Raw genomic sequence first — 23,100 nt, 5'->3', positions numbered from 1 at the left:
AGATAAAAATGATAGTAACAGGGAAATTACGGCGGATTCAGGCTTAGTCTGGTAGATATTCTAAGTGGGAAGGCTTATCTAATCAGGAGTTGTCTGTGCCAGATGGATAAGCTGTACTGAATTTAAACTGCGTATTGAAATTTTTAGTACAAATGCTCAAACTGCCTCTCCCTGCTCCGCAGCTCTGGCGCTCCCTTGCAGTCTTAACGAGTATAGTCATTTCAAATAAGTGTGATACAGTCTAGACCGACAAAATCCTTAAAAACTCTGGGATTGATATTCTCAATTTTAATTGAAATGACTATAACTCTATAGTCATCGACTCGAAGCTTGAAAAGACCAGTCAAATTAGCACTGAAAGCTTGAGGACTAAAATTGGCAAAATTGTCCGACAACAGGCGAACTTTACCGAAAATTTGCTCTTGAATAATTGCAGGGAGTGCTGCTAAACCAGCGATTGCTTCGGCTGTAAATTCTACCAAGTAGGCTATTACCAATTTAAGCCTAGTTTTTTAGCTACTTCCTCGGCTGAAATCTCCCTTTCTCCCTTTTCAGTCTGTCTTAGAGAGTCAAGAAATTGCTGCTTAATTTCAAGTTTCACTTTTTTGTCTTGGTCAGACTCGAGTAGGATAGATTGGATAGTTTCAGCAACTATAACTGAACTTCCCCCATACATATATACTATAATAGCCGAAAACCCTTATCCATCAATGGATACGCCCCTTAACTTTTCTTAATGTACCCATGTAATTTGTAACATTTCTTAATGGACAAGAATTCTCTCTATTTGCTAGAATGATAGCCATGTATATAGAAAAAGTTCCTAACCGTAATTCCCCCCCCGCCGTTCTTCTTCGGGAGTCCTACCGAGAAGGAGATCAAGTCAAAAAAAGAACCCTGGCCAATCTCTCAAAATTACCCGATGATATTATCGACAATCTGAAACTGGCTCTTAAAGGCGCAACACTGTCCATGACTGAAGGCATTCCCAATCATTTTGAAGTGATTAGAAGTCTTCCTCATGGTCATGTAATGGCTATTTTAGAGACGATTAAAAAATTAGGTTTAGATAAAATAATCAGTGAAAAATCCTCACGAATCAGAAACTTAGTAGTGGCGATGATTGTGGCAAGAATCATCAATCCTAAATCGAAACTAGCCACAGCGAGAGGGTTTAATAGCGAGACTTGTAGTCAGAGTTTAGGACAATTGTTAGACTTAGAGAAAGCCGATGAAGACGAATTATATAACGCCTTAGATTGGTTATTAGAAAAACAAGAGAAAATTGAGAAGCACCTAGCAATTAAACACTTAGAATCAGGAACATTAGTCTTGTATGATGTCACTTCTACCTACCTAGAAGGAAATGGTTGTGAACTGGGAAAATATGGTTATAACCGAGATAAAAAGAAAGGGAAAACTCAGATAGTTTTTGGTCTGCTCTGTTCAGCCAAGGGTTGTCCGATAGCGGTAGAAGTATTTGAAGGAAACACTTCAGACGGTGCTACTTTAAGCGGACAAATTGAGAAAGTCAGAAAGGGTTGGGGGATTGAGAATGTTGTCTGGGTAAGCGATAGAGGAATTTTAACCAACTCGAAAATCAACGAATTAGTAAAACCCATAGAAGGATTAGACTATATTACTGGTTTAACTAAGCCTCAAATTCGGAAACTGGCTGAGGTAGAAGTGATTCAATTAGGATTATTTGATCAGGTAAACTTGGTGGAATTTGAGAGTGAAGATTATCCCGATGAAAGATTAATTGCTTGTCGGAATCCCTTAATCGCCCAGAAAAATCAACTACAAAGAGAGGCATTATTAGAAGCGGTAGAGAAGGAACTAGATTTGATTGTTCAGGCGACTCAAAGGGAGAAAAGAGCTTTAAAGGGTCAAGATAAGATAGCTTTGAGAGTGGGCAAGATTCTTAATCAGTTTAAGGTCAATAAATACTATAACTTAGAGATAACAGAGGAAGGCTTTTCTTATCAGCGTCAGCGGGAATTAATCGCTCAAGAAACGGCTTTGGATGGTGTGTATGTGTTAAGAACTTCTCTGGAGTCAACCTTGATGGATGCAGCGACGACGGTTAAAGCTTATAAAAGTTTGTCTCAAGTGGAGGAGGCATTTCGCTGTTATAAGTCAATTGATTTAAAGGTACGTCCTATCTATCATTATCAGGGTGATAGAGTCAAAGCTCATATCTTTTTATGTATGTTGGCTTATTATGTGGAATGGCATTTAAAACAGTGCTTGGCTCCTTTGTTATTTGAGGATGAAGAAATTGATGATGGTTCTCTGAATGTGATTAAAGCGAGTCGCAGTGAATCCGCTCAGTCTAAAGAGAGAAAAAAACGGAATCAAGAGAACCTCCCTGTGCATAGCTTTCGGACTTTGTTGGAAGACCTGGGGACAATTTGCTTGAATACAGTGGAATGTACGATTAGGGAGGGAAGTTATCGTTTTTCTAAGATAACTCGACCGACCCAACTGCAACAAAAAGCGTTAGATTTATTGGGAGTTTCCCTGATTTGTACCCAGTAACGGGGCGGCGGAAATTCTCTTAATCCCTCCTACAGCATAGGTTATGGCCTTTTGTCAACGGGGAAGTCCAGCTATAATCTTCTCAAAGCAACGATTGGCTCTAATTTAGCGGCACGATGAGCGGGAACAACACCGAAAATCAGACCGATGGCACTGGAAACTCCTAAAGCGAGAATTATGGCGGGGATTGAGACACTGGTGGTTAAAGCGGCAAAAATTCCCGCTAGATACATTCCTTGAATGCCGACAAAAATGCCGATAATTCCGCCAGTGGTAGCTAAAATCACCGATTCAATGAGGAATTGACCTTTTATATCCCCTTCTTTCGCTCCTAAAGCCTTTCTTAACCCGATTTCTTGGGTTCTCTCCGTGACTGACACGAGCATAATATTCATGACACCGATTCCCCCGACAAAAAGGGAAATACTAGCGATCGAGGCTAACATTCTAGTTAAACTATCGTTAGTTTCTTTGGCCATTTCTAGGATTGCGGTTTGGGGGAAAATCTGCACATAATTCTCGTCGCTGACCTGATGACGCATTTGCAGCAGGTTGCTAATCTGAAACTGGGCGGCTTTAATTTGGCTGGAGTTTTTGGCCAAGACAGAAATATGAGTTAGGGGAATGCCAAAGATAGAGCTGCGGCCTTGAACCCGATTAGACATGGTAGTTAGGGGAATTAAAGCTCGATCATCCTGATTAGCCTCAAATAAGGAGCCTTTCGCCTGTAAAACTCCAATGACTTGAAAACTAAGATTGCCGATGCGAAGATTTTCGCCGACGGGATTGCGATTACCAAAGAAATTTTTAGCTAATTCCGATCCCAAGACAATCACGCGATTATCCCGTTTCAGGTCAGATTCCATAATAAATCTACCTTTAGATAGTTGACGGTTACGCACGTTTAGGTAATCGGCTCCCACCCCGACTAGGGGGCTATTACTGGTTCTATTACCGAAGGATAAGATTGTTTTCCCGCTGAATTCGGGAGAAATGGCGGCAATGGCGGGAACTTGAGATGCGATCGCTTGAGCATCTTCGTAGGTGAGCGGCCGGGGATTAGGAATTGTCCGCCGGACATTGCGCGAGGAGGTGGAAACAAATAAAACATTCGGACCGAGGGCTTCAAACTGCTCTAGGGCGACTTTTTGCGCTCCTTCACCCACTCCCACTAGGGCAATGACGGAGGCGTTACCGATAGCAATTCCCAGCATGGTTAGACCACTACGCAGTTTATTGGCCATCAAAGCGGAAAAAGCCATTTTCAGGTTTTCGAGCATTTCCATGGTTAGTTATATTCAGTAATCAGTAAACAGTAAACAGTAAACAGTAAACAGGGATAAAGATGAAGATATAGCGTTTTTCAGTCTGCTGAGGTACAAAAGTTATGGGTTTTAGGCAAAAGGCAAGAGGCAAAAGGGAAGAAAAACAAGTGTACTTCACTAGCTTAGGAAACGCTATAAATAAATAACTAATTAACTAATTCACTTACATCTGATAACTAAATAACTAATTAACTTAAAACTTACATCTGATAACTGATAACTGATAACTGATAACTGATAACTGATAACTGATAACTGATTAGCGTGCGGAAATTTGGATCGTTTCTGGTTTACTTAAATCGCCGGTAATAGTTAAACTGCGCCGATTAGCGTTGAGATGACGGACAATTTTATAGATAGCTTCAACTTGGTCACTAGCCCCGATTTTGGCCGCTAGAGTGGCTAGGTCAAGAGAAGTTCCCGTTTCCCGAACAACTTGCACGATTTTTCTTTGTAAATCCAGAATAGAAGCGGCGGCTTTTTTCCCTGCTTCTACCCCGGGTTGATGGTAGGCGTTAATGTTAACTAAACTAGCATAGAAACTAACGGCCCGTTCGTAGAGGGCAATTAAAGCTCCTACCTGACGGGGAGTAACCTCTGGGATAGTGATAGTGATAGAGTGACGACTATTTTCGTATAAAGCTTGTCGAGTACCTTGCAGTAATCCTGAGAGGAAATCGCCAGCAGTGGAGCCGGTTTCCACTTCCATGGAGTCTCCTTGTCGGTCTTTTAACACTTCAATAAAAGTGGCGAAGAAATTGGGAATCCCTTCGCGTAATTGTTGGACGTAGGCGTGTTGGTCCGTAGAACCTTTGTTACCATAGACGGCGATGCCTTGGTACACCTTATTGCCATCGAGGTCTTTTTCTTTACCGAGGGACTCCATGACCAATTGTTGCAGATAGCGGCTAAAGAGATAGAGACTGTCTTTGTAGGGCAGAATCACCATATCTTTCTCTCCCTTGCCGTTGCCCTCATGATACCAAGCTAGAGCCAGTAGGGCGCTAGGATTTTTTTTCAGGTTGTGGACGCGGGTGGCGATGTCCATTTCTTTGGCCCCGGCTAACATTTCATCGATGTCGATACCCTGCAAAGCGGCCGGGAGAAGACCGACGGCGGATAGTTCGGATGTACGACCACCGACCCAATCCTGCATGGGGAAACGAGTTAGCCAATCTTGGGCGTATTTGTCCAGTTGGCTACCAGGCATAGTGACGGCGACCGCGTGTTGGGGAAAGTCTAAATCTTGTTTTTCGTAAGCGTTGCGGACTTCTAACATTCCGTTTCTCGCTTCGGGAGTGCCGCCGGATTTACTGGTGACGATAACCAGGGTGGTAGCTAGGGGTAAATGGGCTAAGGTGCGATCGATGCCTTTAGGGTCGGTATTATCAATAAAAGCAATCTCTAAGGGGGGATTAAGGGGGGATAGAGCCTCGGCAACGAATTGGGGACCCAAAGCAGACCCCCCGATGCCTACACAGAGAATATGGCTAAATTTTCCCCGATTGGGCGGCTTAATCGCTCCGGAGTGAATTTTCTTGACAAATTCTTTGATCTGTGCTAGGGGTTCGGTGATTTCGTCCCGCAATTCCTGGTTAGGAGCGAGTTCAGGAGCGCGCAGCCAGTAGTGGCCGACCATACGCTGTTCGTCGGGATTGGCGATCGCACCCTGTTCTAAAGCTGTCATATCTTGGAAAGCACGCTCAAATTTTGCTTCTAGACCTTTGAGAAAAGCCTCATCGAAGGGAATCCGACTGACATCGAGATAAAGTTCTAGGTTAGGGTGATAGTATAACCAATCTTGGTAACGTTGCCAGAGTTGCAGATTATCCATAAAAAAAAGCGAAATTTTTGTTTAATTACTCGTTTAGGGGAGATAGGATTCTATCCTCTCCAATCATCATACAGGTAGTTTTAGGCTAGAAGTTGACGGTTAAGCATATATTAGGGGTTGGCAAAATACTAACAGTGACTGAACTGTCCCCTAATTGTTCGGTTTGCTGGTGTTGGCTGTTGATTTTTTAACCGGTCCTATGGCTATCTACTCATCCCCTCTCAAAATCGGTAACTTAGAAGTGCATAGCCGCGTCTTGCAATCACCTTTATCCGGTGTCACCGATTTAGTTTTTCGGCGCTTGGTGAGACGCTTTGCTCCCGATTCCATGCTCTATACCGAGATGGTCAATGCGACAGAAATCTCCCAGCTGCAAGAGTTACCGCAATTGATGGTTATCGGGGACAAAGAACAACCAATTAGTATGCAGTTATTTGATTGCCGTCCCGATTTTATGGCTGTAGCGGCGGAAAAAGCGGTTAAAGAAGGAGCGATGACCATCGATATTAATATGGGTTGTCCTGTTAATAAAATTACTAAAAAAGGCGGCGGTTCTTCGCTTTTACGACAGCCAGAAATTGCCGAGCAAATTGTTAGGGAAGTGGTGGGAGCGGTATCGGTGCCGGTAACGGTGAAAACTCGCTTGGGATGGAACGCCCAAGAGATTAATATTATCGATTTTGCCCGTCGTTTAGAAGATGCGGGAGCGCAAATGTTGACCCTGCACGCACGCACTAGGGAACAGGGTTATCACGGGCCGGCCGATTGGCAATGGATTAAACGGGTGAAGGAGGTTTTATCGATTCCTGTCATCGCTAATGGTGATATTGTTTCTGTGGAAGCGGCGATTAATTGTTTGGAATTTACTCGGGCCGATGGGGTGATGTGTTCGCGGGGAACCCTCGGTTATCCCTATTTAGTGGGGGAAATCGATTATTACCTCAAAACAGGCAAAAAGTTGCCGAAACCCACCTCTATTGACCTGTTAAGCCTAGCTAAAGAGCATTTACAGGGGCTATGGCTATACAAGGGACAACGCGGTATCTGGCAAGCGCGGAAACATCTGGCTTGGTATTGTCAGGATTTTACCGGTGCGGCGGTTTGGCGCGATCGGTTTTCGCGCATCGAATCCTTGGGGGAGGGCTGTGATTTAATTGATGGAGCTATCGCCCAATTAAACCTTGAAAACGAGAATATTTACAGATAACGGTGCTATAAGCTGTAGAACTCGACGAACCTGTGCTGGTTCGTCAGCATCATCGACAAGGTACATTTACTACCTAAGCCTGCTCACGGGTTTCAGCTTCATGGCGCAATTTGCTTGACTGCTCCTAACTATCGATAATATCAGGTCGGGAGCCAATAAACCCAACGCTTTCCCAATAAGCAACTAGCTCCAGCCCTGTTTTAGGAGGATTTTGTAGATAACTCATTCTCTAGCTCTGAAGGTAGATCTAGGCTGATGTTCACGGTATTTCTTTAACGTTCAATGACCTGTCTTTGATTATATCCGATATATTCAGTTAAACGAAGGCTGCATCTCATTTTTCTAAATCTACTAAGTTGGGATTTTTAAGGCGAAACTCTCTGCTAAAATCGGGCGTTACTTCCGAACTCATACCCGACAATTCCGCATCAGAGCGGTGAATCCTGCTTGGGCAAAATGTTTGTCATAAGCGAGTGCTTCTCTGATTTCATTTTCTTCCATTATTTTGAAAGATACGCAATCTGTATGACTCCATGCTTTGTCTTTACGCTGTTGATATAGTCTTAATCCTTGTTCAAATTGCTCACTGGTTTGGGGAACAATACGAACATTGGGGTTAGAACGCAAATTTTGAGTTAGCTCTATGGCTAAGTCACGGAAATACTCACCACGTTTAGAAAAGTCGTTTAAGACTTCGATGAGGACGGCTTCACTGGTAACGATATAGACGGGATGCAATGTTTTTGATAGCTGAACAGCTTTTTTATGCAAATTATCACTGGGGTTAAGAAGGGCAACCCAATAACCTGTATCGGCGAAAACGACTCTCACTAACTATCCTGTTGCTGTTGATAATGGTCAAAGTTTTGGGCTAAGTCTTTTGGTAGTTTTGCCCATTCTTCATTGGGGATTTTGGCAGAAAGTCGGGCGGCTAATTCCCAGATTGGTTCTGCATTATAGTCAAATTTAATATTTGCGAAAGAGAAGCTTTCGATAGGTGTTTGATTATTCATAGGTGTATTTGATTTAGAAGAAATCAGTTTTTCTAATTTCGAGATCGCTTCTTGTTCACTGCGCCAAGCTTGATCGCGTAGTTGGTTAGCTTTGAGAACTAGATCGCCAATTTCATTTCTAATAGCTGGTTCAGGTAATGGAATATGGACAGAAGAAAACATTTCTTTATCAACTTCAAGAATTACCGAACCATAGGAACATCGAGTCATGAGACAGTAGCCATAATCTGAGGCTAACCAAGCATAAAGATAACCTGCATTAATATCATCAGATGCTAGAATCCGAGTTGCATCTTCACTAGCTGTCCATGCTGCCATGTATTTAGGAATAATCTGTACTTTCCCAATCGTGCCAGAACGAGTAACAGCGATCATGTTTTCTTCTAGTTGAATTTCAGGTAAATCTTTGGTATGTGCGCCCTTGGCAAGTCGTTTAACATCGATTGGATCGACTTGAAAAAGTTGTTTACTACTAAGCATAGGAATACCACCTTTGTCAACATAAGTGCGTTCTCTAAACTTTGTAATTGCTCTAACTTCTTTAGTAACTCGCTGATCGCCAATTTTAGTAATCTCAACAGGTAATTTCGCTAGTTGTTTTTCAGCAGCGATCGCTTCGGGATTGTGAAAACTTGCTTCTAAGCGTCCCATGAGTTGAGAAGCTTTGATCGTAGTCGTAAAAGACGCACTACCACGCAGAGCAATATCTTTGAGATAGGGTAGATTTAAACGTTCATGGAGAAGGCGATCGGCTTCATCTAACAAATGATTTGCTTCATCACGCAATTCTCCAGCTTGGCACATCAAGCGACCAATTTCAATCCGGCGAATTGGTTGTAAATCAGGGATTAAAACTTTTCCAAGATGTTCTGGTTTTATATAACTAACAACTGAACCACAAGATGTTTGAGTTAACTGAGGGCGACCATAGCGACTACGCAAAAACACAGCTATATAACCTGCTGTATCAGGATCATTAGCTCTGAGGCGAATAGCATTTTCTGAGAGGGCTTTACCTGCAAATATTTCAGTGGCTAGACTGATATTACCTACAGTTCCATAAGAAGAAATTAGTATGTCCCACTTTTGGATTATTAATTTATCTAAGCCTTTAGTCTGCTTACAACTTAAATAATTTTCTACTCTAGGGCGTAAACTAATAATCTCTGAGCCAGAAAGAAATGGAAAACCGTGTTCAGCATCTACATAAATTCGCTTGAAACGAAAGCCATCAAGAGCTTCCTGACAAAGACCTTCCTTGCCATAAAGTGGGATGAGAGGTAAACCACTATTTGTCAAAGCTGTAACTGCATTATGAGCCTCAATGCTAAAAGCAGAAGCCTCTAGACGCACACCAGCAGCCAGGACTTCACTGAGTTTGATCGTCGTCGATAGTTTCTCCGACTCATCATCAGGTATCTCTGGCGTGTAATCAGATTTAAAAGCGTAAGTTACCATCCTAGTACCACCTTTTTCTTCCACTCAATAAACTCATTAGCTACCAAATCCGTATCATCATCCTCAACTTTCTGACGAGGTAGCGGTCTAGCCACACCTTCACCCGTTGCCGTTCGCTCGATCAAAGGGATTGACTCTGGATTAGTTGGAACCAGTATCTCTTCCCCTTCCTCATTACGTCTGTAGGTGATGTTACCCCGTTTGTCATGTCCGATCGCCTTCACCTGTGCCATAAAGATTTCATAATCAGACATTGTTCCTTGATCGATTTCCTTTTCAGTCTTTTTCTGAAGAATCAAAACCGAAGTTTGCGTCCCATTGTGAGGCTGAAAAGTATCAGGATGTAGGTCAATCGAAGCAACAATTCGGCAATGCTTAATTAACCAATAACGCACATAAAGTAACCCAGGAGCGCCCAAAATTGCATCAGGTAAAACGATTCCCATCCGTCCCCCTGGTTTCAAAAATTGCCAGCATCGTTCAATAAACAAGATCTCAGGTGATGCAGAACCCTGAAGTTGTTCTGTTGGCTCCCAACCAGACTCAGTTTCTTTCCAAACATAGGCAAGCTGATATTGCTTTAAGGTTTCTTCATCCTTAATGGGTAGCTTTGAACCAAAGGGGGGATTGGTTGCAATTACATCAAAATGACCCAGATCTTTCTCACTGCGTAAAGTTTTTGGATCGATAGCTAAAGCCGTGGCAAATTGTTTCCGAAAACTATCTTCCCATTGATGAGGATGTAACAGAGAATCTTGTCTAAGAATATTTCCAGAGCCGTCATTGTTCATCACCATATTCATCTTGGTCGCTTTGACTAAATCTGGATTAATATCAATCCCAAAGAAATTAATTTTAGCTGTTTCTTGAATTTTAGAATTGAGTGCATTTCGCATCCAAGGATCTGACTGCTCAGTTACTCCTGCTTGTAGTTTTAACTTTTTGATTACCTCATTCATTGCAATTACCAAAAAGCCACCCGTCCCACAGGATTGATCGAGAATCTTATCAGTGACTTTCGGCTCCAGCATACGAATAGTCATTTTTTGCACATTTCGAGGTGTGAAAAATTCACCACGATCGCCCCTTAAATTTGCGCCAACCAGTTCTTCATAGGCTTTCCCTTTAACATCAATATTTGTACTCAGAAAGCTATAGCGTTGAAGCTCACCGATAATATAAGCTAAAGAACGAGGTTGAAGTTTAATTTCATCATTAGCATCAAAAATAGCAGGGTATTGCTTTTTAACTGCGCTAAAAATCTTGCTAATGCGATTAAAAACAGTTAACCGACCATCATTACTCTTTTTCTCTTTCGCTGTTGCATAAAATTCTAAAGGATTAGGAAAATTACGCTCATCATGAATCTTGCAAAAAATAACCTTTAAAAGCTCAAAAAAAGCAGGTTGTTTTTGTAGCCCATCCGTTACATAAATATGATCGTGGCAAATCTTAAAAGAAAACAGTAAATTATCACCAACTGCATTCTTTAGTGACTCACGAGTTGGGCGATCAACTTCCTCAACATTACCATTCTTAGAAGGAATATCATTAGGCTCTTCATACTCAATGCCTTCCTCTGTCCTAATTCGACGCAAGACGGTCTTTTTCCTACCATTTGTCCACATCCCCCACTCAGAGTTATCACAAGCCGCCATATAAGATCGAAGCTGCTCAATCCCGTCTTTACTAGCAGATGGCGATATCGAGTCCTTTTTACACTCAATAACGATCCAAATATTTTCCTGATTGTGTTGATCCCCCTCACGGAAAATAGCCAGATCCACTCGAACAGTCTTACTACCCTGCTTAACTGGATACTCAACCTCGATCTGTTCTGGCAAATAGCCCAATTCCAGCACCAATCGACGCTCGATGTTCTGGCGAACATATTCTTCGGGCGTATCATTACGGGTTTTCTGGTCTATGAAATCACAGACCTTGCCATCTGGAAGTGTTGCTACAAGCTTGGACATTGCCCTCCCCCCACAAAGAAAATTTACCTTCCTTAATGTTTTACCGGTAAATGATCTGCTATGACCAACTGCTTATTTTAAATTTACAGGCTGGAAGAACTGATAGCGGGTCAACCGTTGGCCGTCAACCCAGACCAAGTTGATCGGCGATCGCACTGACCCGCTATCATGAACCTTGAATAATATTATTAGTCTAACTCTCGGTCGGGTGCAGTGATTGGTTAGATCGCTCCTAATTCTTACCTATAATCTTGTCATACTCGGAGTGCGACCCAACCCAGAACCAAACTATCTTTTCTTCATCTGACTTCTTAATCCCTAATGCTCGCCATCCAATGCCGACTCTGACTGACCAGATTTTTTCTCTTGGTTTCACCTCTTTGAACTCTAGGCTGGGGTGAAATGGATTTTCTTTCCAAATCTCGTAATTTTTCTTGGCTGTTTCTTGTACCCTTTGCGGCAAACTGAGAAAAAGTTGACGAAACCTCTTGGTTCTGGCTGACTTCATTCTTCTCCAAAACCTTTATCTTCTGTTCTCCCCTCTTGTTCTTCTATCAGGGCTTCCTGTGCCATTGTTATTAAAGCTCCCAATTCCAGATCTTCGCTAGAAAGGCTTTGCTGCCATTTTAATTCACTTTCAATGTCTTCCAGCAATTGTTGAGCAAGTTCATCCTGAAGAGACTCTGGCAGTTTCTGGATTTCTGTGAATGCTTTTTGCAACAGAGTAGTCATATTTTGTTAATGTTTTACAGGCATCGGACTATTTTACCACCTCCCGAGTCGAGTCATCCCACCATAACCTCACGGATTACTGCTCCGGGTAGAAGGTCGATAGCATCAGGTTGTAAATAAAGCTCGATCGCCTCCTGTATATTGTTGAGAGCTTCCTCTTGTGTAATACCGGCAGATGTGCATCCGGGCAGTTCCGGACACCAAATTGCCCATTCGTTTGTATCGGGATCGGGTTCAAGTATAACTCGCCATTTTATAGGGACTAAATCCTTAGAGAACTACCCAAGATGATAACAGATGGACTCTTCTAGGTTCTGTGTGATAAGTTTAACTTACAATATGATTGATCGATCTTTGTGTCCTTTGTGTCTTTGTGGTTCGTTCCACCCCCTCGCTCTTGAGGAATGTATCTTAGAATACATTTTACCCACCAAACCTGGGAGAGCCGGCAAATTAGAAAATTCCCTTAAGCTTCTAATTCATGACCTTAAGTTTAAGGATGTTCCAGTTCCCTACACTTTTGCTTGATTCATCTTTACATCTGACAACGCCTATCCTCTTGCCAGTAGCTGTTGAAAAGCAAAATGATCAAATCCTAGAGAACCGCTTGGATATTTGTTTGATTCTTGGCCAATTCTGCCAATGTCATTCCCTTTGTAAGTCGTTCAATTTCACTGCATCAGCTTAATTCCTTGCCAATGAATCAAATAAAGACAAAGACTTTACCGCTAGTTTTGGCAACTATTCTCGGTGTGAGAGGAGGAGGCAGATTTTGCTGCCGTTTCCTCTTGATAGCTAAGACAGGATTAGTTTTTGCGGTAAAAAATCTTACTGCCTTGGTCACTGACAAAATGACAATTGCGGTAGGACCGCCAGAGAGATCTGAAAATCGGTTCTTTCGAGACGCGATAATAGTCTCCTAAGACGGGACGGATAGCCTCGGTTGCTTCTTGGAGATGATAGTGGGGAATAGTGATAAAAATATGATGGGCGACGTGGGTACCAATTTGGTGATGGATGGGATTAAAGATGCCATAATCGCGATCGATGGTAGAAAGCGCTCCTTTGAGAAAGTACCAATCTTGACCGCGATACCAGGGAATATCATCTTCAGTGTGGTGTAGGAATGTCACTAGGTCCAACCAAACCACAAAGACGATATAGGGCATGATGTAGTAGTTAAACAGAAACCAAAAGCCGTAGCTGATACCCACCCCGATTAATAGACCTAACATAAAGGTACAGCAAACGGTGCTAGTCAGTACCTGCCACCGTTCCGAGGGGCGAAAGAGGGGGCTTTCGGGCATAAAATGGGACCCCTGTTTATTAGGAGAACGACGGAAAAGATAGAGGGGATAAACAAATAAAATTAGCTGAAAACGAGCTAATTTTTCGTACCAAGCCATATTGTTATACTGGGTTTCCGTGACGGGATACCAACTTTCATCGGTGTCGATATTGCCAGTATTAGCGTGATGGGTGCGATGACTGATGCGCCAACCGTGGAAAGGTACGAGAATAGGAGTATGACTGAGATGACCGATTAAGTTATTTAACCAACGATAACGGGAAAAGGAACCGTGACCGCAATCGTGACCGACGACAAATAAGGCCCAAAACATGGTTCCCTGCATAAACCAAAAAAGGGGGAAAAACCATGCTTGATTAATCTGGTAAGTTATCCAGTAAAGCAGGGTAATGATGCCAATATCAAAAAAAAAGTAGGCTAAAGAGCGAAAAACGCTTGATTGGAAGCAACGGGCCGGGATAGCTAGACGGATATCCTGTAGGGTAAATGGCAAAAATTCTCTTTTTAGGGCAGGTTTAGGTAGGGTTTGGGACACTAGGTTATAACTTAAGATGGATAACAGGGCAGTATTGACGAAGGCTTGAGTAGCTCAAGTTTTCTGTTTCTCGGTGCGCTATCTTTTCTCTATCTCAGCTAGGAGCAGATAAAACCAAGCGATCGAGCGAATTTCGTCTAACTCACTGGAATTTTATTGTAGGGCTTAATGTAACTTAACAAAAGCCCCTAGGGAAAGTCCCCAGAAGGGTCGTTAGGAAGTACATTCCCTGTTTTATAGTTCAAGTCCGTTAAAACCCAAAAAAAGGGCGAACAAAATTCACCCTAACAGATAAAGTAATCATCCTACAAACTGCCGATGAACTGATCAATGCGATCGAATCCTTTTTCAATCGTCTTTAGGTCTGTAGCATAGGAAAGACGAATACAATCATCAGCACCGAAAGCAATACCGGGGATAGCAGCCACTTTTTGGGTTTCTAGGAGTTTCTGACAAAAATCCCGGGATTTTAAACCAGTTTGACTAATATCGATAAACACATAAAAAGCACCGTTGGGAGTAGGACAATTGAGTCCAGGGAGCGATCGCACTCGTTCTAAAATATACTGTCGGCGCTCGCTAAAAGCTTTGACCATTTCCTCGATGCAATCTTGGGGACTCTCTAAAGCAGCGATCGCGCCGTACTGGGCAAAAGTGCAGACATTAGAGGTACTATGACCTTGGATCTTAGTCATGGCCTTGACAATTTCCACCGGTCCTGCTATGTAACCGACGCGCCACCCCGTCATCGAGAAAGCTTTAGCAAAACCATTACTAATAATACTGCGCTGAAAGATTTCCGGACCAAAAGAAGCGATACTGCGGTGAATTGCGCCATCGTAGAGGATTTTCTCGTAGATTTCATCAGAAACGACTAAAATATCCTTTTCAACCACAATTTCTGCTAAAGCTGCGATTTCTTCGGGAGTATAGACAATGCCGGTGGGATTAGAGGGAGAATTGAGAACAAATAATTTAGTTTTCGGTGTAATTGCCGCTTCTAGCTGTTCGGGGGTGATTTTATACTGATTCTCTAGGCTAGTGTTGACTATAACCGATGTTCCTCCCGCTAACGTCACCATTTCAGGATAACTCAACCAGTAGGGTGCGGGAATAATTACTTCGTCCCCCGCTTCAATTAACGCCATGATTAGATTGTAGAGAGACTGTTTACCCCCATTGGTAACGATGATATTATCGGCATTGTATGCTAGTTGATTATCCCGCAGCAATTTCTCGGCGATGGCTTTTCTTAACCCCGCTTCCCCGGCAGCCGGTCCGTAGCGAGTTTTTCCCTCATCGAGGGCCTTTTTCGCGGCAGCTCTGATGTGAGTGGGTGTGTCGAAATCTGGCTCCCCGGCGCTAAAACTACAGACATCTTCGCCGTTTTTCTTCATTTCCTTGGCCAGAGAGTCGATAGCTAGGGTAAGGGAGGGGGTGACTTGATTGACTCGTGACGCTAGTTTCATAGTATTTTACCCTGACAGGGCTTTTCTGATGACCTACACAACCTTTAGTATTGTCCATCACCTCGATTGTTCTGGGTGTTTTTTTATATAATCTCCGGAATTGCGGCGCTTAGGGATGGGTGTGGGGTGATGGGGAAGTGGGGTGTGGGGTGATGGGGTGATGGGGAGAACAAAGCTGCTTTTTGCCTTTTGCCTTCGTTATTGAGGATTTTTTCTTTTCGGGGGTTTTTGTTTGCTGGTAGGGAGTAGGGGAGCGGTTAATTTTTCGTAGAGTTCAAAGAGGTATTCAATACGGTTTAATTCACTGGTAAAGGGTTGGGGACGATAACACAAATCAACAGCTTTGTCAAGTTTTTGGTGAGCTTTGAGCAAGTCGGGAGGCATGGTTAAGGTATCGTATAAATCCGCAAGGCTACTATCGGGATATTTTACCCTAGTATCTAGCACAGCTTGAGCGCAAGTTTCGACGGTTTGTTTTTGTTTGTCGGTGATATTTTCTGGAAAGGGGTAGTTATTATAAACAATATCTTTTGAGTAACGATAATCACTTTTTAATCTGCCACAGACATATTTAACCCATGCCATGTGCATTTCTGAAGTTAAAATACCAAATAAATATAGATTGGCATTAGGAATTAATAAAACTTGATCATTACCAATCACATTTTTATTCATAAAACCTATCGGAATATATTTTCTTCTTTCAGATGAGACACGGGGAACAAGTAAATAATTAGTATCAGGTTGTGCTATTTGACAGAATAGAGTAGGTGTCGCCGCAAATTTACGAGTAGCAGCAGCTTTACTTTTTAATCTAAAATTTTTAACCCTATCTACTCTTTTGATGACTTCTGGTAATGTCTTTAATTCCCTGGGAGAAATATCAAGTAACCATAGACAGTAGCGACTATAACCATTAATAAATTCTTGCGCTCCTGTATAAGGTTTAATCCATTTTTCTGCCTTCGGCTCTAATTTAAAAAATTCTTCTTTTTCTGGTTCTGTAAAAATAAAATTACCACCATCTCTTGGCATACTACCAAAACGCATTAATGGAACATTAGATAAGGGAAAACTTCGGTTATTAATAATGATGTCACTTCCATCAACCAAATAAGGATTAACATTATTCGACTGAACAACTAATGATTCACCTTGAATATCTTCATAATCAAATAGGATTTTAGTTGTTATATTAAAACTTCCAAAGCCAATAATAACACAATGAACTGCAGCGTTTCCTTTTGCTTCATTACTCCATTTAAAAGTACGATGGGCAAAATGAATTTTTAAATGATATTTTTGAAAAAGAATATTCCAAAGTAATGCAACTTGCTCCCCTTGAGATATAGAATTTGTGGAAACAAAAGCAACCCTGATTCTATTGCCCTGAATTATTTGAGCAGCCTTAATATACCATGCACACACATAATCTAAAACGCCTATTCCTTTCTCACCGTCGAAAACATAAGCCATATCATTCCTTTGCTCATCGTTCATAATCATCGCACCAACAAAAGGAGGATTCCCTAAAATAAAATTGAGCTTCTCTTTTGAGATAAGTTCCTCCCAATCAATCCGTAAGGCATTTCCATTAACAATCTTTGCCGCTTTCTTTAATGGTAAACGCACAAAATACTGACCAAAAGTATTACTAACCTTAACATTCATCTGATGATCAATTAACCACATTGCCACCTCTGCCACCCTCACCGCAAACTCATCGTATTCAATACCAGCAAACTGATTGACATCTACCTGAATAATGGTACTAATATCTGTTACTAACTGCCCCGTTTTATCTAATTTATCTAACTCCTGTAATACCAAAATCTCTAAATCTCGTAACTCCCGATAGGTAATAATTAAAAAATTGCCGCAACCACAGGCAGGATCGAGAAAATATAAATTAGCAATCTTTTTCTGAAATTCTAGTAATTTATTGCGATTGCCTTTAATCTTCTCAAATTCCCTGTGTAAATCATCTAAAAATAACGGTTTAATAACCTTTTGAATATTTTTCTCGGAGGTATAATGCGCCCCTAAATTGCGTCGCTCTTTTGGATTCATTACCGCTTGAAACATAGAGCCAAAAATAGCAGGGGAAATTTTTCCCCAATCAAAAGCACAAGCTTCTAATAACATGACTCGCATCTTGCTATCAAAAGCCGCTAAAGGTAAAGACTCCTCGAATAACTTGCCATTTATGTAGGGAAATTGAGTTAAATTTTCATCGAGATTTTTTAATCTTTTTTCTTCTGGTGTATTCAAAAGCTGAAAAATAGCATCAATGTGCATCGCCAAATCACTGCCATCTTCTTTGGTATGTAAATCGATATATTCCCAGAAAATCCCCTTATTAAAAATACCCGTATCATCGGCAAATAAACAAAATAATAAACGCACTAGATAAACTTCTAAATTATGCCCCATATAACCAATTTCTTTGAGGCAATCATGAAGTTTTCCCATTAACTCGGCAGCTTGGAGATTGACGGGATCTTCGTCTTTATAAACTCGCTTTTCGTAACCAGCAATAAAATCAAATAAATGAACATTATCAACAAAATTACTTAATTCAAATTCCCATTGATTGCCCGAATCTAAATCATATAATTTAAACCGTTGAAAATCCGAGACTAAAATATAACGCGGTAACTCATGTTCCTTTAAATTGGGAAAATAATCCTTAGCCTGTTGTGTGGCTTTTTCTAAATCTTTCCCCTTCGATTTATGCTCAACTAAAATCGTTCCTTTCCAGAGTAAATCAATAAAACCCTGCTTATTATCTGCTTTTTTTATCGGTTGCTCAAAACTAGCTACCCTACGCCGTGAAATGCCAAAGACATTAAAAAAATCATTCCAAAAAGACTGAGATTCTGCTTTTTCTGAAGTCTCTCCTTCCCACTCTTTTTGAAAAGCGATGGCGCGATTTTTAATTTCATTCCAACTTAAAGGCATAGTTTTAACTCCTTATCTTTCGCCGGTTTGCTCAAAGATAGTAGAAAATGGTGTAGGGAGCCAGATGCAGTCAGCAAGGGATACAGATAAGTAGCTGGTTATAATTAAATTGAAGATAAATTTTAGGTTCGATCCCCCCTGCCCCCCTTGATAAGGGGGGTGCCGATAGGCGGGGGGATCTCCCCTTGATAAGGGGGGTGCCGATAGGCGGGGGGATATCCCCTTAATAAGGGGGGTGCCGATAGGCGGGGGGATATCCCCTTAATAAGGGGATATCCCCCCTTAGTCCCCCCTTAATAAGGGGGGCATCTGATAATTTTTAACGCCTACCTACTTAGTTTCCATTTTAGGTGATTTTTTGGTAAACTACAAGGGAAGCTAGAAATTAGTAACGCCTTGAGAATTGTAGCCGCTTAGTTACCAATCTAGTTATTGACTCGAAGGAACAACTTATCGCTATGTCCAAAACTCTCTACGAACAAGATTTTCAAGTATGGCTCGCAACAACAATTAGCCACCTACAGAAGCGGGAATTTGCTGCGCTGGATACTGATAACTTAATTGAGGAGTTAACCGAGTTGGGAAAATCGGAAAAAAGAACTTTAGAAAGTAATTTGATGATTCTTTTAGCTCATTTGCTCAAATTAAAAGTACAGCACGACGCACCGCCATCAATGAAGGATAGCTGGTATTGTTCTATTATTGAGCATCGCCAGCGAATTGAGAAAAACTTACGCGATACTCCTTCCCTGAAATCCTATCTAGAAACTGCTATCGAGGAAGCTTATCCAGATGCTCGTCAAGTGGCAATTAAGGAAGGGAAACTTGCTCAATTTGGTGTTCGGATTCCCCCAGAAAATGATTATCCTCAAATTTGTCCTTTCTTGCCAGAGCAAATCTTAGATGAGAACTTCTATGGCAATTGACCAAATGTGTCTCAGCTTATAATAATATGAACAACCACAAAGGCACAAAGGACACAAAGATTAGGTTTTTCTGGCAACCCTAACTAGGGTTTGCTGAATAAGTAGGGGCGAAGCATTCGGATAGAAAATCTACCTTTTCACCGATAGGTTATTGTCCGAATGCTTCGCCCCTACAGGACGCGGACCGATGAAGACGCAAGGTTTTGAACGACGATTCTCTCAAAATCTTGCACCTGTGGGAGCGAGAAAAGCCCCAAAACCTTTACTTTGCCTACATTTCAAATTTATTCAGCAAACCCTAACTAAAACTTACCTGAACAAAAGCCCCCAGAAAACATCACTTTCTAGGGGTTTAATTACAATTGACGGAAAACAAACTTATGGGGAGGTTAACCTCCAGCCACCGCAGGAACGATACTGACTTCATCGCCATCTTTTAAGGGGGTTTTTGTCCCATTGAGGAAGCGAATATCTTCACTGTTGACGTAGAAATTTAAAAAGCGCCGGGGTGCGCCCTCTTCATCGCATAAGCGGGCCTTAATACCGGGGAAACTTGCTTCTAAGGATTCGATTAAATCACCGACACTACTAGCACTACACTCGATGGTAGCCTTATTTTCTGTAAATTTTTGCAGGGGAGTAGGAATGAGAACTTTTACGGCCATAGATATCAAGGAAAAAGTGGAAAGGACAGTAAGCTGCGCGCAAATTTAAATTGCTTGTGGAGATGAGGCAAGGGGATAATTGCCCCATCATCCCTGAACATCAATTCTAGACGAGAACCTGTTGCCATTCGAGGCGTTCGAGGGTGCGGGAACGTTCCAGGGCCCGTTCAAAGCTTTCTAATTTCGGTTCGATTAACAGGGGTTCACCGATATAACCCTGTACCGCTTCTTGGGTTTTTAGACCATTACCGGTGATATAAACAACTGTGGTTTCTTCGGGGTCGATTTTACCCGCTTCTACTAATTTTTTCAAGACGGCGATGGTTGTACCGCCTGCGGTTTCCGTGAAAATGCCCTCCGTTTCTGCCAAAAGTTTAATACCTTCGATAATTTCGGCATCGGTGACGGATTCAATATTACCGCCGGTTTTACGCGCAATATCAAGGGCATAAACACCATCGGCGGGATTACCAATAGCGATCGATTTGGCGATAGTATTGGGTTTAACTGGGGCGACAAAATCCCGTCCTTCCTTGAAAGCTTGGGCAATGGGGGAACAACCCTCCGCTTGAGCGCCACTAAAACGCACTGCTTTATCTGCCACCAAACCGACTTTGACGAATTCTTGGAAGCCTTTATAAATCTTGGTAAAGAGGGAACCACTGGCTAAAGGTGCGACAATATGGTCGGGGAGTTTCCAGCCTAATTGTTCAGCTACTTCAAAGCCTAAAGTTTTGGAACCTTCGGAATAGTAGGGACGCAGATTGATGTTGACAAAACCCCAACCGTAGGTATTGCCCACTTCTGAACAGAGACGGTTAACTTGATCGTAGTTGCCTTTAACTGCCATTACCGTGGGATTATAGATTAGGGTGCCGAGAATTTTGCCCGCTTCTAAATCGGAGGGAATGAAAACACAACAGTCTAAACCGGCGTGAGCAGCAATAGCGGCGGTGGAATTGGCGAGATTTCCCGTACTAGCACAGGAAACGGTAGTAAAACCTAATTCTTTGGCCCGGGTAAGGGCGACGGATACCACTCTATCTTTGAAGCTGAGAGTGGGCATATTGACGGCATCATTTTTAATGTAGAGATTTTTTAGACCCAAGCGCCGGGCTAAACGGTGGGATTTAACTAGGGGAGTCATACCCGTACCCACATCGATGGGATTTTCACTTTCCACCGGCAAAAAGGAACGATAGCGCCAGATGGAATTGGGACCTGCTTGAATGCTTTCTCTGGTAACGGTGCGACGGATGAGGTCGTAATCGTAGTCCACTTCTAGGGGGGCAAAGGTTTCTTCGCAGATATTCAGCGCTTTCAGGGGGTAAGAAGTCCCTCCTTCCTTAGAAACCAAGCGGGTAAAGGTGGGGATGAATTTTGAGGTTTTGATGTTTGTCGCTAGGGTCATGATTTTCCTGTCTTGCCGTCAACTGAATCTACACACATCCTATCACCGGCAAAATCTTGGTGTCAAATATACCCGACAAAAATAGTCGGGTATAAATTTATACCAAAAATAGGTGATATTCTGGGGAGCAGCAAGGGTTAAGGGGAGAGAGTTCGGCTGCCGTGTCAGGAAACTTCGGGGTAGTTTTAGGTCAAAAAAAGGACTAGGAGAAGGAATTTAAGTGTTTTAGGAGGCTATAGCCTATTTACTGCGAATTTTATCGAAATAAACCCTAATTTTTCTTTAAATAGCTTAAACAGGGGGCGATTAACTGCGGTTGCCAGAAAGTTTCTCGCTTTACTCAGGATGATTGTCAAGAAAAGTGACAAATTATGTGATTTTGTTGAGAAATAATAATTTTTCTAGGCTGCCCAATAAAATTGACTATTTTCAGCAGGAGTCAGGAGATTGCTTTTATTTATTCTCCCCACACCCCACACCCCACACCCTACACCCTCTTTCAAGTCAGTGGTCAGGAGATAACTGCTTTTTGATAAAAAGTTAAGGTAGTATTGCCGTAGCGTTTTTGACGACAAATGGTTAAACCTTCTAGATTAATTGCTTGCCAAGATTTGGGATTATGTTCCACGGCAATTTCCCCCAGAGAATCTAATAAATTAGATTGAGAGATGGCAGTTAGTACCGGTAAATATAACCCGCTTTCGTAGGGAGGATCAAAATAAATTAGATCAAAACTTTTCCCCGCTAAAGTGGCTAACTTTGTCAGCACATCTCCCCGAATTACTTGGAATTGCTGGGGAGAAGTTGCTAAATTGCGCCAATTTTCCTTGATAATTTCACCAGCGCGTCCTGATTGTTCAATTCCGATTACTAGACTCGCACCTCGACATAAAGCTTCCGCACCCATGGAACCATTACCCGCACAAAGATCCAACCAACGACAGCCGGATAATTTCTGTTGCCAGATATTAAATAAAGCTTCTCGGACCCTTGCTGTCGTCGGACGGGTTAATTGTCCTGCTAGGGTTTTTATGGGACGATTGCCGTAAATTCTCATCGGTTAAAAGGCAAATTCAGTTAATCTTTTTTGTAATAAATCAGGAAAAAGAGCATAGTATCTTTGATTGAGAGGAGAAGGATGGGGGAGAGGCAATAAAGTCACTTTCTTTTGCTGTTTTAATCCATCTTCATCAGTAGCGGTAAGGGTAACTAGGAGTTTTTTGGTAAAGCGTTCTTTATCAAGATAGAATTTATCTACTTCTCTGGGTTTACCGTAGGGTTCAAACCATTTAAAAGCTTCCGTACCAAGGGGAATGATATGATCACCTTGCCAATAAAAAACGAGCAGTTTTTCTATAAATGGACGAAAACGATCTTTCACTTCCCCAGAATAAGCTTTATTACCCGGAGGTTTGTAGGGAACTGTATTAGTCAAGAAAATTCGATCGCACACCGATAATAACTCTTGACGATCATGAGATTTTCTCCCCTGCCAAGCTTGAAAAAATCCCTCTCTTACCATTCTACCGGCAGCCCCGATCAAAGGTTGTCCTGCATACACTTCATCTCGTCCTAAATCCCGGCCAAAAAAGCATAACTGACTAGCAAGATTACCAGCATATAAAACCGGTTCAAAGGGGTCTTTTTTTGCCTCTTGGTAAATCAGGGTATCGATGGGAAAATCCTCTTTTTTTGCCTCTTGGTGTACCTGTTTAATTAGGGTTTTAATATCGGTCAT

At 42.0% G+C, this 23,100-nt stretch carries 19 protein-coding genes; 3 read left to right on the top strand and 16 right to left on the bottom strand.

The features are described from left to right. Positions 1-221 precede the first annotated feature (221 nt). Positions 222-482: a type II toxin-antitoxin system RelE family toxin gene (locus ACQY1X_RS03245; RefSeq protein ID WP_002737784.1), complete on the bottom strand. Its 261-nt coding sequence runs from the start codon at positions 480-482 to the stop codon at positions 222-224. Positions 483-804: 322 nt separating this feature from the next. Between ACQY1X_RS03245 and ACQY1X_RS03240 the strand changes: the two genes are divergently transcribed. After that, the gene (locus ACQY1X_RS03240; RefSeq protein WP_430015722.1) at positions 805-2,541 is read left to right on the top strand and encodes an IS1634 family transposase; all 1,737 of its coding nucleotides are present in this window, start codon (positions 805-807) and stop codon (positions 2,539-2,541) included. A gap of 71 nt (positions 2,542-2,612) precedes the next feature. On the opposite strand, the gene ACQY1X_RS03235 is transcribed toward ACQY1X_RS03240, so the two are convergent. Next, positions 2,613-3,827 carry an ABC transporter permease gene (locus ACQY1X_RS03235; protein ID WP_002752366.1) on the bottom strand — a complete coding sequence of 405 codons (1,215 nt, stop codon included), beginning with the start codon at positions 3,825-3,827 and terminating at the stop codon, positions 2,613-2,615. 298 nt (positions 3,828-4,125) lie between these two features. Next, positions 4,126-5,700, bottom strand: coding sequence for a glucose-6-phosphate isomerase (locus ACQY1X_RS03230; RefSeq protein ID WP_430013967.1), 1,575 nt, complete (start codon positions 5,698-5,700; stop codon positions 4,126-4,128). A 199-nt stretch (positions 5,701-5,899) separates the two neighbouring features. Between ACQY1X_RS03230 and dusB the strand changes: the two genes are divergently transcribed. Continuing rightward, positions 5,900-6,907, top strand: coding sequence for a tRNA dihydrouridine synthase DusB (dusB, locus tag ACQY1X_RS03225; RefSeq protein WP_185240191.1), 1,008 nt, complete (start codon positions 5,900-5,902; stop codon positions 6,905-6,907). A 408-nt stretch (positions 6,908-7,315) separates the two neighbouring features. On the opposite strand, the gene ACQY1X_RS03220 is transcribed toward dusB, so the two are convergent. The 9 genes from ACQY1X_RS03220 to ACQY1X_RS03180 form a co-directional block, all read right to left on the bottom strand. After that, a complete protein-coding gene (locus tag ACQY1X_RS03220) occupies positions 7,316-7,738 on the bottom strand; it encodes a type II toxin-antitoxin system VapC family toxin (protein WP_002736269.1) in 423 nt (140 codons plus the stop codon). Continuing rightward, positions 7,738-9,402, bottom strand: coding sequence for a restriction endonuclease subunit S (locus tag ACQY1X_RS03215; RefSeq protein ID WP_430015389.1), 1,665 nt, complete (start codon positions 9,400-9,402; stop codon positions 7,738-7,740). The genes ACQY1X_RS03220 and ACQY1X_RS03215 overlap by 1 nt, the downstream gene beginning before the upstream one ends. After that, the gene (locus ACQY1X_RS03210) at positions 9,372-11,354 is read right to left on the bottom strand and encodes an N-6 DNA methylase (RefSeq protein WP_430015388.1); all 1,983 of its coding nucleotides are present in this window, start codon (positions 11,352-11,354) and stop codon (positions 9,372-9,374) included. Before ACQY1X_RS03210 ends, ACQY1X_RS03215 begins: the two co-directional genes overlap by 31 nt. 232 nt (positions 11,355-11,586) lie before the next feature. Further along, complete coding sequence (locus ACQY1X_RS03205) at positions 11,587-11,862, bottom strand: hypothetical protein (RefSeq protein WP_002738270.1); 276 nt, start codon at positions 11,860-11,862, stop codon at positions 11,587-11,589. After that, complete coding sequence (locus tag ACQY1X_RS03200) at positions 11,859-12,086, bottom strand: hypothetical protein (RefSeq protein WP_430013964.1); 228 nt, start codon at positions 12,084-12,086, stop codon at positions 11,859-11,861. The genes ACQY1X_RS03205 and ACQY1X_RS03200 overlap by 4 nt, the downstream gene beginning before the upstream one ends. A gap of 53 nt (positions 12,087-12,139) precedes the next feature. Next, on the bottom strand, positions 12,140-12,343 hold the full coding sequence (locus tag ACQY1X_RS03195) for a type II toxin-antitoxin system HicB family antitoxin (protein WP_103111630.1): 204 nt from the start codon (positions 12,341-12,343) through the stop codon (positions 12,140-12,142). Between the two features lie 549 nt (positions 12,344-12,892). After that, entirely contained in the window at positions 12,893-13,930 is a 1,038-nt protein-coding gene (locus tag ACQY1X_RS03190; protein WP_016514798.1) for a fatty acid desaturase, read from the bottom strand. Between the two features lie 305 nt (positions 13,931-14,235). After that, on the bottom strand, positions 14,236-15,399 hold the full coding sequence (locus ACQY1X_RS03185) for a pyridoxal phosphate-dependent aminotransferase (RefSeq protein ID WP_430015387.1): 1,164 nt from the start codon (positions 15,397-15,399) through the stop codon (positions 14,236-14,238). Positions 15,400-15,597: 198 nt separating this feature from the next. Beyond that, positions 15,598-18,360 (bottom strand): class I SAM-dependent DNA methyltransferase, encoded by a 2,763-nt coding sequence (locus ACQY1X_RS03180; protein ID WP_430015386.1) that lies wholly within the window; start codon positions 18,358-18,360, stop codon positions 15,598-15,600. Positions 18,361-18,818: 458 nt separating this feature from the next. Between ACQY1X_RS03180 and ACQY1X_RS03175 the strand changes: the two genes are divergently transcribed. Beyond that, positions 18,819-19,286: a DUF29 domain-containing protein gene (locus ACQY1X_RS03175; RefSeq protein ID WP_016514586.1), complete on the top strand. Its 468-nt coding sequence runs from the start codon at positions 18,819-18,821 to the stop codon at positions 19,284-19,286. A 389-nt stretch (positions 19,287-19,675) separates the two neighbouring features. On the opposite strand, the gene ACQY1X_RS03170 is transcribed toward ACQY1X_RS03175, so the two are convergent. From ACQY1X_RS03170 to ACQY1X_RS03155, 4 genes are all read right to left on the bottom strand, one after another. Next, on the bottom strand, positions 19,676-19,951 hold the full coding sequence (locus tag ACQY1X_RS03170; RefSeq protein ID WP_130758501.1) for a MoaD/ThiS family protein: 276 nt from the start codon (positions 19,949-19,951) through the stop codon (positions 19,676-19,678). A 106-nt stretch (positions 19,952-20,057) separates the two neighbouring features. Beyond that, a complete protein-coding gene (gene thrC / locus ACQY1X_RS03165; protein ID WP_002750866.1) occupies positions 20,058-21,362 on the bottom strand; it encodes a threonine synthase in 1,305 nt (434 codons plus the stop codon). Positions 21,363-21,873: 511 nt separating this feature from the next. Next, positions 21,874-22,419, bottom strand: a complete 546-nt coding sequence (rsmD, locus tag ACQY1X_RS03160; protein WP_016514818.1) for a 16S rRNA (guanine(966)-N(2))-methyltransferase RsmD — start codon at positions 22,417-22,419, stop codon at positions 21,874-21,876. 3 nt (positions 22,420-22,422) lie between these two features. Further along, on the bottom strand, positions 22,423-23,100 hold the full coding sequence (locus tag ACQY1X_RS03155; protein WP_193979988.1) for a uracil-DNA glycosylase family protein: 678 nt from the start codon (positions 23,098-23,100) through the stop codon (positions 22,423-22,425).

Origin of the sequence: Microcystis protocystis FBCC-A270 (assembly GCF_050500235.1) — a bacterium.
Lineage (GTDB): Bacteria > Cyanobacteriota > Cyanobacteriia > Cyanobacteriales > Microcystaceae > Microcystis > Microcystis ichthyoblabe_A.
Note: the sequence above shows the minus strand (reverse complement) of the source record. Positions and strands in the feature narration are given on the sequence as shown.

Bases quoted from the DNA above. Each gene is read 5' to 3' on its own strand.
- ACQY1X_RS03240 (WP_430015722.1), top strand. From the start codon at position 805: ATGTATATAGAAAAAGTTCCTAACCGTAATTCCCCCCCCGCCGTTCTT.
- ACQY1X_RS03235 (WP_002752366.1), bottom strand. From the start codon at position 3,827: ATGGAAATGCTCGAAAACCTGAAAATGGCTTTTTCCGCTTTGATGGCC.
- ACQY1X_RS03230 (WP_430013967.1), bottom strand. From the start codon at position 5,700: ATGGATAATCTGCAACTCTGGCAACGTTACCAAGATTGGTTATACTAT.
- dusB (WP_185240191.1), top strand. From the start codon at position 5,900: ATGGCTATCTACTCATCCCCTCTCAAAATCGGTAACTTAGAAGTGCAT.
- ACQY1X_RS03210 (WP_430015388.1), bottom strand. From the start codon at position 11,354: ATGTCCAAGCTTGTAGCAACACTTCCAGATGGCAAGGTCTGTGATTTC.
- ACQY1X_RS03205 (WP_002738270.1), bottom strand. From the start codon at position 11,862: ATGAAGTCAGCCAGAACCAAGAGGTTTCGTCAACTTTTTCTCAGTTTG.
- ACQY1X_RS03200 (WP_430013964.1), bottom strand. From the start codon at position 12,086: ATGACTACTCTGTTGCAAAAAGCATTCACAGAAATCCAGAAACTGCCA.
- ACQY1X_RS03185 (WP_430015387.1), bottom strand. From the start codon at position 15,399: ATGAAACTAGCGTCACGAGTCAATCAAGTCACCCCCTCCCTTACCCTA.
- ACQY1X_RS03180 (WP_430015386.1), bottom strand. From the start codon at position 18,360: ATGCCTTTAAGTTGGAATGAAATTAAAAATCGCGCCATCGCTTTTCAA.
- ACQY1X_RS03175 (WP_016514586.1), top strand. From the start codon at position 18,819: ATGTCCAAAACTCTCTACGAACAAGATTTTCAAGTATGGCTCGCAACA.
- ACQY1X_RS03170 (WP_130758501.1), bottom strand. From the start codon at position 19,951: ATGGCCGTAAAAGTTCTCATTCCTACTCCCCTGCAAAAATTTACAGAA.
- thrC (WP_002750866.1), bottom strand. From the start codon at position 21,362: ATGACCCTAGCGACAAACATCAAAACCTCAAAATTCATCCCCACCTTT.
- rsmD (WP_016514818.1), bottom strand. From the start codon at position 22,419: ATGAGAATTTACGGCAATCGTCCCATAAAAACCCTAGCAGGACAATTA.
- ACQY1X_RS03155 (WP_193979988.1), bottom strand. From the start codon at position 23,100: ATGACCGATATTAAAACCCTAATTAAACAGGTACACCAAGAGGCAAAA.